The organism is Paracoccus sp. (in: a-proteobacteria) (assembly GCF_035556475.1).
Classification (GTDB): domain Bacteria; phylum Pseudomonadota; class Alphaproteobacteria; order Rhodobacterales; family Rhodobacteraceae; genus Paracoccus.
Window position 1 is genome coordinate 39,397 of the sequence record NZ_DATMFA010000045.1, and the last position, 14,806, is coordinate 54,202.

The following is a 14,806-nucleotide window of genomic DNA, read 5'->3' on the forward strand; positions in this document are numbered from 1 at the left end:
AGGTCAATCGTGATCGCCTGACAGCATCGTGACTGTCACGCCATCGTGACAGAACCCTGTGCCTTTGCGATAAAGGTCCAAAGCCCGAAAAATGCGGGCATGGGGCAGAGGGCAGTGATGAATATTCTGGGCAAGATACTATGCGCGGTGCTGGTCATCGGCCTCGCGGCCTGCGGGGGCGGTCGTCGCGGCCCTGCGGCGGTGACGGTCGGCTATGGCGAGGGGCCGCAATTCGGGGATTCCGCCCCCCACGCCTGGGTGGGGGGGCATCCCTATGACCACCCGGTCCATGGCATCGACATCTCGCGCTATCAGGGCGATATCGACTGGGGCAGGGTGCGGGGATCGGGCATCAGCTTCGCCTTCATCAAGGCGACCGAAGGGGGCGATCATGCCGACCCGAACTTCCGCCGCTACTGGTACGAGGCCGGGCAGGCGCGGATTCCGCGCGGGGCCTATCATTATTTCTACTTCTGTCGCTCGGGCGCGCAGCAGGCGGCATGGTATATCGCCAATGTCCCGCGCGAACGCGGGGCGATGCCGCCGGTGATCGATCTGGAATGGACCGCCTCCAAGACCTGCCCGCGCCGCCCGCCAAGCAATGAGGTCCTGCGCGAGGCCAAGATCTTCAAGGACATCCTGCACCGCCATTACGGGCAGCGTCCGATCATCTACACCACGGTCGATTTCTATCGCGACAACAATCTTGGAAGCTGGCCCGAGGAGTTCTGGCTGCGCTCGGTCGCGGGCCATCCCCGCATCGTCTATCCGGGCCAGCCCTACAGCTTCTGGCAATATACCGGCACCGGGATCGTCCCCGGCATCCGCGGGAATGTCGATCTGAACGTCTTTGCGGGAAGCCCCCAGCAGTGGCGCCTGTGGCTAAATCGACGGCTGCAATAGCGCGCCGCCTGCGCTGGGCCGAGTTCGGGGCGCTTTACATCGGCGCCCCGCTTGGCATCGCGCTGTTCATGCCCGGCCATCTGCTGTTCGAGGCGCTGGCCGTCTTCAGCATCATCGGCCTCGGCTTGCTGTGGCTGACCGGAGGCTTCAACTGGCGCGGGCTGGTCCGGGGCTGGTCGCGCCTGCCCTGGCGCGAGCTTGCGGGCATGGCGCTGGCCAGCTTTGTGATCGGGGTCGCGCTGCTCTGGTGGTTCCATCCCGGCGCGCTTTTCAACATGGTGCGGAGCCGGCCGGAATTCCTGCTGGTGATCTGGACCTTCTACCCGATTCTGTCGGCCCTGCCGCAGGAGCTGATCTTTCGCCCGTTGTTCTTTCACCGCTACGGCGCGCTTCTGCCAGAGGGGCGCGCGGCGATCACGCTGAACGCGGCGATCTTTTCCTTCGCGCATCTGATGTATTGGTCATGGGTGGTCGCGATCCTGACCTTCATCGGCGGCTGGTTCTTTGCCCGCGCCTATCTGCGACACGGATTCCCCTCGGCCTGGCTTCTGCATGCGGTGGCCGGGAACGTGCTCTTCGCGGTCGGAATGGGGACCTATTTCTATTCCGGGAATGTGGTCCGTCCGTTCTGAATGCTTGACTTCCCCCGGCACACGCGGTTCATGCGTGCGCTATCACCAAGGGGAAATGATGATGAGCGTCTATCGCAGCCATACCTGCGGCGAGCTGACCGCCGCGAATGCCGGTGCCGAAATCCGTCTGTCCGGCTGGGTCCACCGCGTCCGAGATCATGGCGGCGTGCTGTTCATCGATCTGCGCGACCATTACGGCATCACGCAGGTCATAGCCGACAGCGACAGCCCGGCATTCCCGGCGCTGGAGAAGCTGCGCGCCGAAACCGTCATCCGCATCGACGGCCGCGTCAAGCTGCGCGACGCGGCGCTGATCAACCCCAAGCTCCCGACCGGCGAGATCGAGGTCTATGCGACCGCAACCGAGGTGCTTGGCCCCTCCGACGACCTGCCGCTGCCGGTCTTCGGCGAGCAGGAATACCCCGAGGAAACGCGCCTGACCTATCGCTTCCTCGACCTGCGCCGCGAGAGCCTGCACAACAACATCATGCTGCGCTCGAAGGTGGTCCGTTCGATCCGCAACCGCATGTGGGATCAGGGCTTCACCGAGTTCCAGACCCCGATCATCACCGCTTCCAGCCCCGAGGGCGCGCGCGACTTCCTCGTGCCGTCGCGCCTGCACCCGGGCAAGTTCTATGCGCTGCCGCAGGCGCCCCAGCAGTTCAAGCAGCTGATCATGGTTGCGGGCTTCGACAAGTATTTCCAGATCGCGCCCTGCTTCCGCGATGAGGATCCGCGCGCCGACCGCTCGCCCACCGATTTCTACCAGCTCGACCTCGAAATGTCGTTCGTCGAGCAGGAGGACATCTTCCAGACCATCCAGCCGGTCATTCAGGGCCTCTTCGAGGAGTTTGGCGGCGGGCGGCGTGTCGATACCGAATGGCCGCGCATCGCTTACGCTGAATCGATGCTGAAATACGGCAGCGACAAGCCGGACCTGCGCAACCCGATCGAGATGCAGATCGTTTCGGATCATTTCCGCGGCTCGGGCTTCGCGATCTTCGCGAAACTGCTGGAGCAGGACGGCACCGAGGTTCGCGCCATTCCCGCGCCGACCGGCGGTTCGCGCAAGTTCGCCGACCGCATGAACGCCTTCGCCCAGGGGCAAGGCCTGCCGGGCATGGGCTATATCTTCTGGCGCAAGGCCGAGGACGGCTCGACCGAGGCCGCCGGCCCGATCGCCAAGGCGCTGGGGGCCGAAAAGACCGAAGCGATCCGCGTCCAGCTGGGTCTGGGCGAGGGCGATGCGGCCTTCTTCCTTGGCGGCAAGCCCGAAAATTTCGAGGCGGTCGCCGGTCGCGCCCGCAACGAGATCGGCCGCGAGCTGGGCCTGACCGACGAGGCGCAGTTCAAGTTTGCATGGATCGTCGACTTCCCGATGTATGAGAAGGGCGATGACGGCCGGATCGACTTCAGCCACAACCCGTTCTCGATGCCGCAGGGCGGGCTCGAGGCGCTGTCGGGTGATCCGCTGACGGTCAAGGGCTATCAGTATGACCTCGCCTGCAACGGCTATGAACTGATCTCGGGCGCGATCCGCAACCACCGTCCCGATATCATGTTCAAGGCCTTCGAGCTTGCGGGCTACGGCCATGACGAGGTCGAGAAGCGCTTCGGCGGCATGGTCAAGGCCTTCCGTTATGGCGCACCGCCCCACGGCGGCTGCGCGGCCGGCATCGACCGCATCGTCATGCTGCTCGCGGACGAGCAGAACATCCGCGAAGTCATCATGTTCCCGATGAACCAGCGGGCCGAGGACCTGATGATGGGTGCGCCGAGCGAGCCCACGAACGAGCAGATGCGCGAGCTGCGCCTGCGCTCGCTGCCGCGCGAGTGATCACGCCGACGCTTGCCGAAGGCCCGTGCCGTGTCTTTCGGCAAGAGTCCGCGCCGCGCCGGGCCTGTCCCGAAAGCGTGAACTGACCTTCAGCCCGAGGCGTGACACAACCGGGGCCGGGATCTATTTTTCCCTGCCTGCAGGTTTGCGCATGACCCTTGATTTTCCCCGGATCGCGGCGATCCGCCTTGGCTATGGCCTCTCCCCTCTGGCGCCCCCGGCCGAGAATGCTGCGGCGCTGCTAGCGGGCATCCGTGCCTCCGGCCCGGACGCGAACGCGGTCACCACCGCGCGGGCGCAGGAGCAGACCCGGCGTCATATCGAGCTTCGCAAGGCGATGGCGGATGACACCGAGGCCGCGAGGAAGAAATTTCAAGCTTATAACCGCGAGAACAGCCGGCTGCAGGTGCGCGACCTCCAGCGCCGTCTGGCGCGCGCCGTGGATGATCCGACCGGCTTTGGCGAGCGTCTGGTCCAGTTCTGGGCCGATCACTTCACTGTCCGCGCCACCGACGGCACGCATAACGCCCTTGCCATGGCCTATGTCGACGAGGCGATCCGTCCCCATATAGGTGGCCGGTTCGAAGACATGTTCTTTGCCGCCGACACCCATCCGATGATGCTGGTCTATCTGAACCAGAATACCAGCCGTGGCCCGAACTCGGCCGCCGCCAAGCGGCAGAAGGGCAAGGCGCTTGGTCTGAACGAGAACCTCGCACGCGAGGCGATGGAGCTGCATTCCCTCGGCGTCGGCGCGCCCTATACGCAGAAGGACGTGCGCCAGCTTGCCGAACTGCTGACCGGCCTGTTCTATTCCTATAGCGACGGTTTCGCCTATCGCCCGCAGTTTGCCGAGCCGGGGGCCGAAACCGTGCTGGGGCGCAGCTATGGCGGTCCCGGCGAAGGTCATCTGCGCGACATTCGCGCCGCCTTCCGTGACATCGCCCGCCGGCCCGAGACCGCGCAATTCGTCTCGCGCAAGCTGGCGGTGCATTTCATTTCGGACAGCCCGTCGCCGGAACTGGTGGATGTCATGGCCGCGACCTGGCGCGATACCGGCGGCGATCTGCCGCAGGTCTATCGCGTCATGATCGATCACCCCGAGATGACGGCCGGACTGCGTCAGAAGGTCCGCCAGCCCTTTGACCTGATGGTGGCGGGGATGCGGGCGCTGGGGGTGACGGGGCAGCAGATCCGCGACCTCGATTTCCCGCAATTGCCGGCGCTGACCGCCAACCATCTGATGATGATGGGCCAGCCCTGGGGGCGCCCGGTGGGGCCGGACGGCTGGCCGGAAGGGCCCGATGCCTGGATCGAGCCGCAATTGCTGGCCGCGCGGATCACCTGGGCGATGAAGACCCCGCGCGCCATGTTGGGCAAGCTGCCCGATCCCCGCGAGTTGATCGAGACCGCGCTGGGGGGCACCCAATCCGAACAGCTGGCCTGGGCAGTGCCCAAGGCCGAGAGCCAGGCCGAGGGCGTGGCCCTGATCCTTGCCTCGAACGACTTCAACCGGCGATAGGGAGCGATTGCGATGATCGAACTGGACCGGCGCCTGTTCCTGAAATCCGCCGCGCTGATCGGCTGCTCGGCCGCGGCGCATCCGTTGATGACCTCCATGACCTTCGCGTCGCTGCCCTCGGACAACCGGCTGGTGGTGATCATCCTGCGCGGCGCGATGGACGGGCTGGACGCGATCCAGCCCTATGGCGACCCGATGCTGGCGAAACTGCGCCGCAATATCTCGGTCGGGCCAGAGGACGGCGCGCTCGATCTCGACGGGTTCCATGCGCTTCATCCCCGCCTTGCGCCGTTGATGCCGCTCTGGAAAAAGGGCGAGCTGGCCTTTGCCCATGCCGTCTCGACCCCCTATCGCGACAAGCGCAGCCATTTCGACGGGCAGGACTTGCTGGAGGCCGGGACAGGAAACGATCTGCCGGTCGACTGGCGCGTCGGCGGCTGGCTGAACCGGCTGTTGCAGGCGATGCCCGGAACCACGGCCGAGACGGCCTATGCCGTCGGCCTCGAGCAGATGAAGATCCTGAGCGGCACGGCCGCGCATCTGGGCTGGGCGCCCCGCTCTTCGGTCACGCTCTCGTCGCAGGGGCAGATGCTGCTGGATCATGTCTATCACGACGACCCGATGTTCCGGGACGCGGCGCGGGATGCCTTTCGCATCGCGGCCGAGACCGAGACGCCCGAGCGCGGCAAGGGCCCCACGGCGGACGAGGCCGCGCTTGGCGCCTTCGCCGCCTCGCGCCTGAATGGCGCATCGCGCATTGCCGCTTTCTCGATCGGCGGTTGGGATACCCATGCCAATCAGGGGCCGGTGATCGGCCGCGCGCTCGACAAGCTCAGCGCCGCGATCCTCGCGCTGCGCGACGGGCTGGGCGCGAATTGGGGCAGCACCACCGTCCTTGCAATGACCGAGTTCGGCCGCACGGTGCGCGAGAACGGGTCGAACGGCACGGATCACGGCACCGGTGGCGCGCTTCTGATGGCCGGCGGCGCGATCCGGGGCGGGCGGGCCTTTGGCGACTGGCCGGGACTGGGCGAGGGCGACCTTTATGCGGGCCGCGACCTGATGCCCACGCGCGACATCCGTGCCTATGCCGCATGGGCGATGCACGGGCTGTTCGGGACCAAGCGCGAGATGCTGGAACGCTCGATCTTTCCGGGCCTTGACCTTGGCGCCGATCCGCGGATGCTCGCCTGAAACTACGCATCCGAGGCAGGCATGTCTGACCGTCCCATCGGCCCCGTCGTCACGGGCTTCGAACCCCCTCCGCCGCCCGGTCCCGCAATTCGGGGCCGCTTCGTCACGCTGGAGCCGCTGGACCCGGCGCGCCATGCCGATGATCTTTTCGCGGCCAATCGCGGGCATGACTGGCTTTGGGACTATCTGCCCTATGGCCCGTTCGAGGATCAGGCGGCCTATCGCGCCTGGCAGGAGAGCGTGGCTGGCAAGCCCGACCCCTTCTTTTTTGCCCTGCGCGACAACCGGTCCGGCAAGGTCGGGGGCGTCGCCTCCTTCCTGCGCATCGACCGGCCGAACGGGGTGATCGAGATCGGGCATATCCAGATCGCGCCGGTCCTGCAGCGCGGCCCCGCCACGACCGAGGCGATCCTGCTGATGATCCGCTGGGCCTTCGAGGCCGGCTATCGCCGGGTCGAGTGGAAATGCAATGCGCTGAACGAACCCTCGATGATCGCCGCCCGGCGCTATGGCTTCATCTATGAGGGCACGTTCCGCCAACACCTCGTGGTCAAGGGCCGCAACCGCGACAGCGCCTGGTTCTCGATCATCGACGGCGAATGGCCCCGGTTGCGTGCGGTCCATGAGGCATGGCTGTCGCCCGGGAACTTCGACGCGGATGGCAACCAGCGCCGGCGGCTGTCCGAGATGACAGCGCCCGCGCGTCAAACCCCCTGAACCGAGGCGAGGCGGTCCTGCACCATGCCGCTGATCCGGGCGAGTTCGGTCGCGATCTCCTGCCCCTCGGCATGATCGCGCGCCAGCGCCGAGGCCGCATCCTCCAGCGGGCGGTCATGGGCCGAGCGCGCCACACCGGCAAGGAAGCGCGCGATATAGTCGATCGCGGCCACGTCATCGGCGCCCGCCAACACCTCGGCCACATGGGCAAGGTCGTCGCGCAGCGCGGCCTGATCGGGAATGATCACGTCATCGGCGACGAGGCGCAGACCGGAGGGGCGCGCCGCGTCCGGCAGGCAGGCCAGAATCGCCTGCTGGAAGCCCGCGAGGCTTTCGATCGGCTTCAGCAGGAACCCGTCGGCACCCGCCGCCATCGCCGGGGCGCGATTGGCCTCATCCCCGGAAATGCCGAGGATCACCGGAACGCGCGGCGTGGCGCTGGCGATGGTGCGGATCATGTCCGCGCCGTCCCCATCGGGCAGGCCCATGTCGATGACGATGGCGCCCGGACGATAGGTCTGGAGATGTTTGACCGCCGCGCGGATCGTATCGGCCCGCCGGATGCGCGCGCCCGAGCGCAGGCAGAGCAGGCGCACCGCCTCGGATGCATAGCGCGAATCCTCGACCACCAGCACGGTAAGCCCGGTCAGGGGCCGGTCGGGCAGTTTCACCCGCCAGGCGGCAGTGTCGTCGAAAGCATTCGCCAGATCGTCGCGCATCGTCAAAATCCCTTGGAAGAATCCCTTTAAGTCGCCACGGTCGCGCCTTTCCCCTAAGAAGCCGTTAATGGGACTGGCGGGATTTCGGCTTTCAACCTGCCCGCACGCGGCCTAGAACGACGGGGATCGAGGGAGGAAAGCATGATCGGACGCCTGAACCATGTCGCCATCGCGGTGCCGGACCTTGCGGCGGCCACGGCGCAATACGCCAATACTCTGGGCGCAAGCGTCGGCCAGCCGCAGGACGAACCCGACCACGGGGTCACGGTCGTCTTCATCGAACTGCCGAATACCAAGATCGAACTGCTCTATCCCTTGGGCGAGGACAGCCCGATCCGGGGTTTCCTCGAAAAGAACCCCTCGGGCGGCATCCATCACATGTGCTTCGAGGTCGGTGACATCCTTGCCGCACGCGACCGGCTGAAGGCCGAAGGGGCGCGCGTCCTCGGCTCGGGCGAGCCGAAGATCGGGGCGCATGGCAAGCCGGTGCTGTTCCTGCATCCCAAGGATTTCAATGGCTGCCTGATCGAGTTGGAGCAGGTCTGATGAACCTCACCGGCGGCATCGTCCTTTACGCGGTCCTGTGGTTTCTGGTCCTGTTCGTCCTGCTGCCCATTGGCCAGAAAAGCCAGGCCGAGGCGGGCGAGGTGACGCCCGGCACCCCGGCGGGCGCCCCGCATGAGCCGAAGCTGAAAAAGAAGATGCTGTGGGCCACGCTGATCTCGGCAATCCTCTGGGGGGTGATCGCCTATATCATCCTGGGGGGCATCATCACCCGCGCCGATATCGAGGCCTGGACCAGCTAGCGCCGGGCCAGATGGAAAAGGTGGGTGAAGCCCGCCGCCGCCAGCACCGGCACCAGCACGTTCAGGAACGGCACCGTCAGCAGCAGCGCGATCAGGACGCCAAGCAGCGTTGTGCGCGTCGCGAGGCTCTGGCGCAATGCCGTCGCCTGCGGTGCGTGGAGGTGGCGCCGGGCTGCCATCTGGAAGAACTCACGCCCGAGCAGCCAGCCGTTTCCGAGGTAGAACAGCACCGAGGCCAGCGGCCCGAGGAACGGCGTCAGCAGAAGCGAGACCAGCGCGACGCCGATCACCGCCCCCATGACGGCGAGCGATTCCATCAGCCCGGCCATGAACTCGACCGGAAGCCCCTTCGCGCCGGGATAATGGATCTCCTCGACCGCTTCGGCCACGCGCTCGGCGAAAAGGCCGGCGAAACCGGCCGTGACCGGCGCCATGAGGAAGATCGACATGATCGGGAACAGGATCAGCGAGCCCCATGACAGCGCAGGGGCGAGGCTGACCTCTCCGATCCAGGGCAGGGTCATCGTCTCGGGCGCGAAAATGCGGATCGCCCAGAAGGCTGCCGCCTGAAGCACGGTGAAAAGCACCAGCGTCAGCAGCACGCCCAGCAGGACCACGCCGAAGATGCGGGGGCGAAACAGGTCGCCCCACGCGCGTGAAAGGGCAGTCAGCACCATCAGAGGAACGTCGTCTTGGCGGCGACGTCGGGGCGCGGACGGTCGGGCGGGGTCGCGCCGCGTTGGCCGATATGGATGAGGCCGGTGATGCGCTCGCCCTCGCCAATGCCCAGATGCGCCTCGGCAAATTCCGGCTGTGCGGCGGGGCCGGTCAGCCAGGCGGCGCCGAACCCGGCGGCCAGCGCCGCGTTCAGCAATTCAAGGCAGACCGCGCCCGCCGACAGGAACTGCTCCCATAGCGGGATCTTCGGGCTATCGACGGGCGAGGAGACCACCGCCACGATGACGGGCGAGGCGAAGGCCGAGCGCGCCTTTTCCGCCGCTGCCTCGTCGCCGCCTTGCCGGATCACGAATTCGCCCAGGATCGGGGCGAGGCGGTCCAGCGTCTGCCGTTCCAGCACGACAAAGCGCCAGGGCTCCAGCTTGCCGTGATCGGGGACGCGGGCGGCCAGCTCCAGCAGGTCCATCAGCTCGCGCCGCGAGGGCGGCGGCCCGCTCAGCAGCTTGGGCGGGTGCGAGCGGCGGTTGCGCAGGAAGGAAAGGGTCGCGGGATCAATATATTGCATTCAGACCTCGAAGAACTCGGCGAGTTCGCCCAGATAGGACGAGACGGGGTTTAGCCAGCGCGCATCCGGTTGCCGGCGGGCGATGACCTCGGCCAGCGGATCGGGCGCGATGATGCCCGAGCCCGCCAGCTGTGCGATGGCGGCATGGCCGCAAAAGGGCACATAGGCTTCGGAATAGCCGCCCTCATGGACCAGCACCAGACGCCCCGCGCAAAGATCGGCGGCGACTTGCTGCAAAAGCCCGGTCATCGCGCGAAATCCCTCGGCCGAAACCAGCATCCGTCCCAGCGGATCGAGGGCCGCGGCATCGAAACCGCAGGCGACGATGATCACCTCGGGCTGGTGGCGTCTGAGCAGCGGCAGCACGATACGCTCCATCGTCTCGAGATAGCTGGCATCGCCGCAGCCGGGCGGCAGGGGAATGTTCGCATTGCCCCCGCCCGCGCCGCGCATCGAGGCCGCGCCGGTATCCAGCGGATAGTTGCGGTCCTGATGGAGCGAGACGGTCAGCACGTCGGGATCGTCCAGAAAGATCGCCTCGGTCCCGTTGCCGTGATGCACGTCCCAGTCGACCACGGCAAAGCGCCGAGCCAACCTCTCGGCCTTTGCCGCATGGATCGCAATCGCGATATTCGCCAGAAGGCAGAAGCCGTTCGGGCCGTCCGGCAGGCAATGATGCCCCGGCGGGCGCGAGAGCGCGTAGGCGCTGGAGAGTTCGCCGCGCAGCACCTGCCCGACCGCCGCCTTGGCAAGCCCGGCGGAAAGGGCCGCGATCTCGTATCCGCCGCGCTGGAAGGGTGCGTGATGGCCAAGCTCGCCCCCGCCCGCATCCGAAACCGCCTTGAAGCGGTCGAGGTAATGGGCCGGATGGACGCGCAGCAGATCCTCGCGCCCGGCCGGAGGCGCGGATTGCAGGGCGAGTTCGCGCATCAACCCGCTCACATGCAGCAGATTGACCAGCCGTCGCTTGCTCTCGGGGCTTTCGGGCAGACCGGCGCCGGGCTGGACGAAGCCGCCGACGGGCAGGGTCAGCGCGTAATCCCCGCCACCATGCCAAAGGGTCAACTCGTCATGGAAAAAGCCTGTCGCCATTGATTTCCGCCGCCATTCCGGTTTTGTGGAACCATGACCGATCTCAGCCAATTCGCGCAACCCGGCACGGAGTTTGCCGTCCGCGTCACGCCGCGCGCCTCGCGCAATGCCGTCGCGGTCGAGGAGGGCAAGCTGCGCGTCACCGTCACCACCGTCCCCGAGGACGGCAAGGCGAATGCCGCCGTGGTCAAGCTGCTGTCGAAGGCGCTGGGGGTTGCCAAGACGCGCATCGTGCTGGTGCGCGGGGCAACCTCGCGCGACAAGGTCTTTCGGATCGAGGGCTGAGCCTAGCGGCGTTCGAGGCGATAATTGCCCTCGGGCAGGTTCAGTGCCGCCCGCAATTCGTCGAGCTGCTCGATGGTCAGGACGATCTGCGCCAGTTCGCCCGTATCGGGGTCAAACTGCTCGACCACCACGCGGTCATCGAAGGTCTGGATCACCACATCCTCGTTCAGCGGGCGCGCGGCGATCGCGCTGCCTTGCGGCAATTCGTCGATCAGGGTGATGACGGTCGCGTCGAAATCATGCTCGATGGTGAACATCGCGGGCCTTTCCGGGCGGTTATACTGCAACTTTCGCGTGATTTTCACGCCGCCGCAAGAGCGGGGGTTGGCGCTGGCCGAGCGGGGCGGATATGGTGGCGCGACGCGCGGCCCGGTCCGCCGGGACCGGAGGCAGGAGAAGCCAATGTTCAAGGCCTGGAAGGCTGCAGCAATCTCGGTGCTGGCGCTTGCGCTGGCTGGCTGCGTCTCGCAACAGATGCCGATGCCCGGGGACGCGACCGTCCCGGCGCTTCCCGCCATGGCCCCCGACACACCCACCGGCGCGAGAGAGGCGGCGCGGTCCTTCATCCAGGTCCTGAGCCGGATGGAGCCCGCGGTCGAGCGCGAGTGCCTGCAGCGCCGGACCCAGCCGATCAATTGCGATTTCCAGTTCGTCGTCGATGACCGCTCGGGGCTGGAGCCGAATGCCTTCCAGACCATCGACAAGAACGGCCGGCCGATCATCGGCTTCACCCTCTCGCTGATCGGCGAGGCGCGCAATGCCGACGAACTGGCCTTTGTCATCGGGCATGAGGCGAGCCATCACATCCTCGGCCATATCAACCGCAAGACGAGTGCCGCGGCAATGGGCGCCGTGATCCTCGGCGGGCTGGCCAGCGCCTATGGCGGCAATCCCGAGGCGATCCAGAGCGCGCAGCAGATGGGCGCGCAGTTCGGCGCGCGCTATTATTCCAAGGAATGGGAGCTTGAGGCCGATTATCTGGGCGCGATCATTACGCTCAAGGCCGGGTTCAACCCGCAGCATGGCGCGCAATTTTTCGCCCGTATCCCGGATCCAGGCGACCAGTTCTTCGGCACCCACCCGCCAAGCGCCGCACGGATTGCGCAGGTGGATCGCGCCGTCGCAGATTTTCGCGCCGGGCGGGCAAGATAATCTCGTCCTGTGACAAGGATGCAGCACCTTCCGCCGCATGCAACTATCTGACGGATCAGGGTATATTGGAAATTTCCGGCAAACGTCCTGCACGCGTTGGGGGATCGCCGATTTTGCTTCTTAACGAAGTGCTAATTGCAACCTCGCGTTGAATAAGTCCTTCCATCGGCAAGAGTTCGCCGATAGGTTTCCCCTCATAACTAAGGAAAGCCCTGCTGCAAGAAGGGCACATGGTTACCACGGGAAGGAAATTTATGATCGGAGTTGTGCTATGGAGCAGCCTGCCACAGGAAACTGCCATCATCTGGTGCGAGGATAACGCCGCATTGGCCTATCTGCAGGGCCGCGAAAATCTGGCGAGTAGCGGCAATTGGCCCGAGTCGGGCGATCTGGTCGAGCTGGAATGCGAGACCTCCGGTCCGCTGCGCCACGCGCGTCGGGTCGAGGTGGTGTCGGGCTATCGCCGTTCGGAGCTGCCCGATATCCTGCGCGGCATGTCCCACGATCTTCCCGCCCAGCCGATGCTGCGCGTGATCACGAATGACGCTCTTTGCAAGGAAGACCCGCAACCGCTAAAAATCGCGATCGCGGGCTAGGAAATTTCAGACGCCGCGCGCCAGGGCGGCGACCCCGGTGCGCGCCAGATCCGACAGGCCGAGGGGGCGCATCAGGTCGGCAAAGGCATCAAGCTTCTCGGGCGTGCCGGTGATCTCGAAGACAAAGCTCTCCAGCGTGGAATCGACCACATTCGCGCGGAAGATCTCGGCGATGCGCAGCGCCTCGACGCGCTTTTCCCCCTTGCTCGACACCTTGTAGAGGCCAAGCTCGCGACCGACGCTGGGGCCTTCCACGGTCAGGTCATGGACCTCATGCACGGGCACGATGCGGCCAAGCTGCGCGATGATCTGCGCGATTACGGCCGGTGTCCCGCGCGTCACGACGGTGATGCGCGAGCGGTGGCCAAGATGGTCCACCTCGGCCACGGTCAGGCTGTCGATGTTGAAGCCTCGGCCGGAAAACAGGCCGATGACGCGGGCAAGGACGCCCGGCTCGTTCTCGACCAGCACGGCAAGGGTGTGGCTTTCGATCGTCTGGGCATTGGGGTCGCGCAGGTCATAGGCCGAATGGCTCGACGCGCCCTTCTGGATGTTCAGTGCCGCCATGTTCATCTCACTCGATTTCGTGTTTCGCCGGGCTCAGACCAATGCCGCGCCGCTGCCGGTGATGGCGCCTTCGGTCGAGGATTCGCCCAGAAGCATCTCGTTATGCGGCTTGCCCGAGGGGATCATCGGGAAGCAGTTCTCATGCTTCTCGACCATCACGTCGAGGATGAAGGGACCGTCATAGTCCAGCATCTCCTGAATCGCCGCGTCGAGATCGGCGGGATCGCTGACCAGCCGGCCCTTGCAACCGAAGGCCTCGGCCAGCTTGACGAAATCGGGCAGACTCTCGGACCAGCTCTGGCTGTAGCGCTCGCCATGCAGAAGCTGCTGCCATTGCCGGACCATGCCCAGACGTTCGTTGTTCAGGATGAACTGCTTGACCGGGGCGCGGAACTGAACTGCCGTGCCCATTTCCTGCATGTTCATCAGCCAGCTCGCCTCGCCCGCGACGTTGACGACCAGCGCCTCGGGATGGGCGACCTGCACCCCGATCGAGGCGGGCAGGCCGTAACCCATGGTGCCCAGACCGCCCGAGGTCATCCAGCGGTTCGGATCCTCGAAATGCAGGAACTGCGCGGCCCACATCTGGTGCTGGCCCACTTCGGTCGTGATGTAGCGGTCGCGGCGATGCGCGGTCAGGGCTTGCAGCCGCTCCAGCGCGTATTGCGGCTTGATGACCTTTTCCGAGTTGCGGTAGGTCAGGCATTTCACCGACTTCCACGCCTCGATCTGGGCCCACCATTTGGTCAGCCCGGCCTGATTGACCTTGCGGCCGCGCGATTTCCAGATCTTCAGCAGATCCTCGAGCACATGGCCGACATCGCCGACGATCGGCAGGTCGACATGGATGACCTTGTTGATCGAGCTGCGGTCGATGTCGATCTGCACCTTGACCGAGCCGGGGCTGAAATCTGCGACCCGGCCGGTGATGCGGTCGTCAAAGCGCGCGCCCACCGCGATCATCAGGTCGCAGTCATGCATCGCCATGTTCGCCTCGTAGAGGCCGTGCATCCCAAGCATCCCGATCCAGCTTTTGCCCGAGGCGGGATAGGCGCCAAGGCCCATCAGCGTCGAGGTCAGCGGGAACCCGGTCGCATCGGCCAGCTCGCGCAGCAGCTGGCTTGCGCCGGGGCCGGAGTTGATGACGCCGCCGCCGGTATAGAGGATCGGACGCTCGGCCCGCTCCAGCAATTCGACAAGCCGGGTGATCGCGTCGAGATCGCCCTTTTTCGCCGGCTGATAGCTTGGCGTCTCGATCTGCTTCGGGCCGACATATTCGCCGGTGGCGAATTGCACGTCCTTCGGGATGTCGACCAGAACCGGGCCGGGACGGCCCGAGGTCGCGACATGGAAGGCCTTGTGGATGGTCGCCGACAGGTCGTCGGTATCCTTCACCAGCCAGTTATGCTTGGTGCAGGGCCGCGTGATGCCGACCGTATCCGCCTCCTGGAAACCGTCGGTGCCGATCAGGAAGGTCGGAACCTGGCCCGAGAGGACGACCACCGGGATCGAATCAAGCAGCGCATCGGTCAGCCCGGTGA

The 14,806-nt window shown here is 65.8% G+C and carries 18 protein-coding genes; 11 read left to right on the plus strand and 7 right to left on the minus strand.

Annotated elements, in window-relative coordinates; genetic code table 11:
- Positions 1-117: 117 nt before the first annotated feature.
- The 6 genes from VNQ78_RS05740 to VNQ78_RS05765 all read left to right on the plus strand — a co-directional run bounded on the left by VNQ78_RS05740 (position 118) and on the right by VNQ78_RS05765 (position 6,805).
- Positions 118-903 (plus strand): GH25 family lysozyme, encoded by a 786-nt coding sequence (locus VNQ78_RS05740; protein WP_325687514.1) that lies wholly within the window; start codon positions 118-120, stop codon positions 901-903.
- Positions 879-1,535, plus strand: coding sequence for a type II CAAX prenyl endopeptidase Rce1 family protein (locus tag VNQ78_RS05745; RefSeq protein ID WP_325687516.1), 657 nt, complete (start codon positions 879-881; stop codon positions 1,533-1,535). Before VNQ78_RS05740 ends, VNQ78_RS05745 begins: the two co-directional genes overlap by 25 nt.
- A gap of 61 nt (positions 1,536-1,596) precedes the next feature.
- Positions 1,597-3,372 carry an aspartate--tRNA ligase gene (gene aspS, locus VNQ78_RS05750; RefSeq protein WP_325687518.1) on the plus strand — a complete coding sequence of 592 codons (1,776 nt, stop codon included), beginning with the start codon at positions 1,597-1,599 and terminating at the stop codon, positions 3,370-3,372.
- 151 nt (positions 3,373-3,523) lie between these two features.
- Positions 3,524-4,894, plus strand: a complete 1,371-nt coding sequence (locus VNQ78_RS05755) for a DUF1800 domain-containing protein (protein ID WP_325687520.1) — start codon at positions 3,524-3,526, stop codon at positions 4,892-4,894.
- 12 nt (positions 4,895-4,906) lie between these two features.
- Positions 4,907-6,088: a DUF1501 domain-containing protein gene (locus VNQ78_RS05760; RefSeq protein ID WP_325687522.1), complete on the plus strand. Its 1,182-nt coding sequence runs from the start codon at positions 4,907-4,909 to the stop codon at positions 6,086-6,088.
- A 21-nt stretch (positions 6,089-6,109) separates the two neighbouring features.
- The gene (locus VNQ78_RS05765) at positions 6,110-6,805 is read left to right on the plus strand and encodes a GNAT family protein (protein ID WP_325687524.1); all 696 of its coding nucleotides are present in this window, start codon (positions 6,110-6,112) and stop codon (positions 6,803-6,805) included.
- On the opposite strand, the gene VNQ78_RS05770 is transcribed toward VNQ78_RS05765, so the two are convergent.
- On the minus strand, positions 6,793-7,524 hold the full coding sequence (locus tag VNQ78_RS05770; RefSeq protein WP_325687526.1) for a response regulator: 732 nt from the start codon (positions 7,522-7,524) through the stop codon (positions 6,793-6,795). The two genes, VNQ78_RS05765 and VNQ78_RS05770, sit on opposite strands and share 13 nt — an antisense overlap.
- A gap of 141 nt (positions 7,525-7,665) precedes the next feature.
- Here VNQ78_RS05770 and mce point away from each other — a divergent pair, with 141 nt between their 5' ends.
- Complete coding sequence (mce, locus tag VNQ78_RS05775; protein WP_325687528.1) at positions 7,666-8,070, plus strand: methylmalonyl-CoA epimerase; 405 nt, start codon at positions 7,666-7,668, stop codon at positions 8,068-8,070.
- Positions 8,070-8,330 (plus strand): DUF1467 family protein, encoded by a 261-nt coding sequence (locus VNQ78_RS05780; RefSeq protein ID WP_325687530.1) that lies wholly within the window; start codon positions 8,070-8,072, stop codon positions 8,328-8,330. Before mce ends, VNQ78_RS05780 begins: the two co-directional genes overlap by 1 nt.
- Here the strand turns inward: VNQ78_RS05780 and VNQ78_RS05785 are convergent.
- The 3 genes from VNQ78_RS05785 to VNQ78_RS05795 are packed head-to-tail and all read right to left on the minus strand — an operon-like array spanning position 8,327 to position 10,665.
- A complete protein-coding gene (locus VNQ78_RS05785; RefSeq protein WP_325687532.1) occupies positions 8,327-9,007 on the minus strand; it encodes an EI24 domain-containing protein in 681 nt (226 codons plus the stop codon). The two genes, VNQ78_RS05780 and VNQ78_RS05785, sit on opposite strands and share 4 nt — an antisense overlap.
- Entirely contained in the window at positions 9,007-9,573 is a 567-nt protein-coding gene (locus VNQ78_RS05790; protein ID WP_325687534.1) for a nitroreductase, read from the minus strand. Before VNQ78_RS05790 ends, VNQ78_RS05785 begins: the two co-directional genes overlap by 1 nt.
- Positions 9,574-10,665: a class II histone deacetylase gene (locus tag VNQ78_RS05795; protein ID WP_325687536.1), complete on the minus strand. Its 1,092-nt coding sequence runs from the start codon at positions 10,663-10,665 to the stop codon at positions 9,574-9,576. It lies immediately after the preceding gene.
- A 33-nt stretch (positions 10,666-10,698) separates the two neighbouring features.
- On the opposite strand from VNQ78_RS05795, the gene VNQ78_RS05800 reads away from it, so the two are divergent.
- Positions 10,699-10,950, plus strand: coding sequence for a DUF167 domain-containing protein (locus VNQ78_RS05800; RefSeq protein ID WP_325687538.1), 252 nt, complete (start codon positions 10,699-10,701; stop codon positions 10,948-10,950).
- Between the two features lie 2 nt (positions 10,951-10,952).
- On the opposite strand, the gene VNQ78_RS05805 is transcribed toward VNQ78_RS05800, so the two are convergent.
- A complete protein-coding gene (locus VNQ78_RS05805; RefSeq protein ID WP_325687540.1) occupies positions 10,953-11,207 on the minus strand; it encodes a hypothetical protein in 255 nt (84 codons plus the stop codon).
- Positions 11,208-11,352: 145 nt separating this feature from the next.
- Here VNQ78_RS05805 and VNQ78_RS05810 point away from each other — a divergent pair, with 145 nt between their 5' ends.
- Together VNQ78_RS05810 and VNQ78_RS05815 are read left to right on the plus strand one after the other, a co-directional pair.
- Positions 11,353-12,102, plus strand: a complete 750-nt coding sequence (locus tag VNQ78_RS05810) for a M48 family metallopeptidase (RefSeq protein ID WP_325687542.1) — start codon at positions 11,353-11,355, stop codon at positions 12,100-12,102.
- 254 nt (positions 12,103-12,356) lie between these two features.
- Complete coding sequence (locus VNQ78_RS05815) at positions 12,357-12,698, plus strand: hypothetical protein (RefSeq protein WP_325687544.1); 342 nt, start codon at positions 12,357-12,359, stop codon at positions 12,696-12,698.
- A 6-nt stretch (positions 12,699-12,704) separates the two neighbouring features.
- On the opposite strand, the gene ilvN is transcribed toward VNQ78_RS05815, so the two are convergent.
- Both ilvN and ilvB read right to left on the minus strand, forming a co-directional pair.
- Positions 12,705-13,265 (minus strand): acetolactate synthase small subunit, encoded by a 561-nt coding sequence (ilvN, locus tag VNQ78_RS05820; RefSeq protein WP_325687546.1) that lies wholly within the window; start codon positions 13,263-13,265, stop codon positions 12,705-12,707.
- Positions 13,266-13,298: 33 nt separating this feature from the next.
- Positions 13,299-14,806, minus strand: a 1,508-nt coding sequence (gene ilvB / locus VNQ78_RS05825) for a biosynthetic-type acetolactate synthase large subunit (RefSeq protein ID WP_325687548.1), incomplete at its 5' end; no start/stop codon positions are given.